Annotated in this window: 1 protein-coding gene; it reads right to left on the bottom strand. The window is 71.1% G+C overall.

Annotation, left to right across the window (positions count from 1 at the left end; genetic code table 11):
* Positions 1-1,100: phosphatidylglycerol lysyltransferase domain-containing protein (locus ACWDNU_RS46040; protein WP_449673474.1), on the bottom strand; the 1,100-nt coding region annotated here is incomplete at its 3' end.
* Positions 1,101-1,306: the final 206 nt, after the last annotated feature.

Below are 1,306 nucleotides of genomic sequence, written 5' to 3'. Positions count from 1 at the left end.
GCCAGGGAGTAGGTGCGGGTGTCGAGGATCGCCTCGTCACCGAGCCGCAGGGCCGCGAGCCCGGCGTTGCGGTAGGCGGTGGCGCCGAGCTCGCTCGCGCCCATCACCGCGGGCGCCCAGCCGAATCGGTCGGCCTCCTCCAGCCAGGCCCGGATGGCCTGCGGCCAGGCCTGTTTGGGCCCGATCGGATCGCCGCTGGCCAGGCTCACCCCGAGCTCGACGCGATAGGTGATGGCCGCCTTGCCGTTCGGCGCGAACACCACCGCCTTGTCGCGGCGGGTGGCGAAGTAGCCCAGCGAGTCCTCGACATCGCTCGCCGCGAGCAGCCCGCGCAGCGCCGACTCGTCCAGCGCGGTCATCGCGTTGTCGGCCCGGCGCGAGCGCAGCAGCACCACCACCGCGGCGAGCAGGGCGATCGCGCCGAACAGGCCGAGCAGGAAGTTGACCCACGGCCGCGGGTGCCCGTCGAAGTGCTCGTTGTTCACCAGCACCGCCGCCGTCACCCGGTAGACCGCCCACAACGGCCGCTGCGGGCCGGGCGGCAGCGTGCCCGGCGCGAGTTCGACCAGACCCCAGCCGATCAGGCAGCCCAGCGCCAGCCCGGCCACCAGCACGCCGAGCGCCTTCCACAGCGCGCCCGGCCGGACCCGGGTGTAGAACTCGTTGCGCGCCGCGATCAGGATCCCGATGACGACGATGTGCACGACGAACGCCACCAGCGCGTCGATGTCGTCGTCGGCGACGAAGTCCAGGATGTTGGAGATCGCGTAGAGCAGCAGGTACACCACCAGCAGCCACCACGCGACGCGTTTTCGGCTGGCGATCGCCCCGGCCAGCAGGCCGACGACCACCGCCCACACGAGGCTGGTGTCGGGGGCATCGAAGTAGTAGACGTCCACATAGTGCCGCGGCACCTGCGTCAGGTAGCGCAGCGCGGGCGAGAGGCTCCACAGGAACAGCAGCACCGCGAAGACACCGAGAACGAGCCCGGTGATGTGCGGTACCTCGGCCAGCCTGCCGTGCCCACGATGCGGAACGGCGGCGGCGCGGCCCGGCGATGCCTCGACGATGGGGTGTTGCTCGGCCTGCGTGGTGGTCACCGATCCAGTGTGCGTGCATCCGGGCCGGATCGGTGTGGCGGACACCGCGGCGTGTTCGTCACGCGGCCCGGTGGTGGGGCCGGTTGCGACCGGTTTTTCGCCGGGGGGTAAGTATTAGCCCATGTCGGAACCAGGCCCGCCATGGCCTTCTTGAGCCAGTACATGCCGTACTTGGCGTAGGCGTCGGCGGGCTGCGAAACGGTCGC

The organism is Amycolatopsis sp. NPDC003676 (assembly GCF_053587275.1).
The sequence above is the reverse complement of the archived record's forward strand: the minus strand, read 5'-3'. Positions and strand labels throughout refer to the sequence as shown.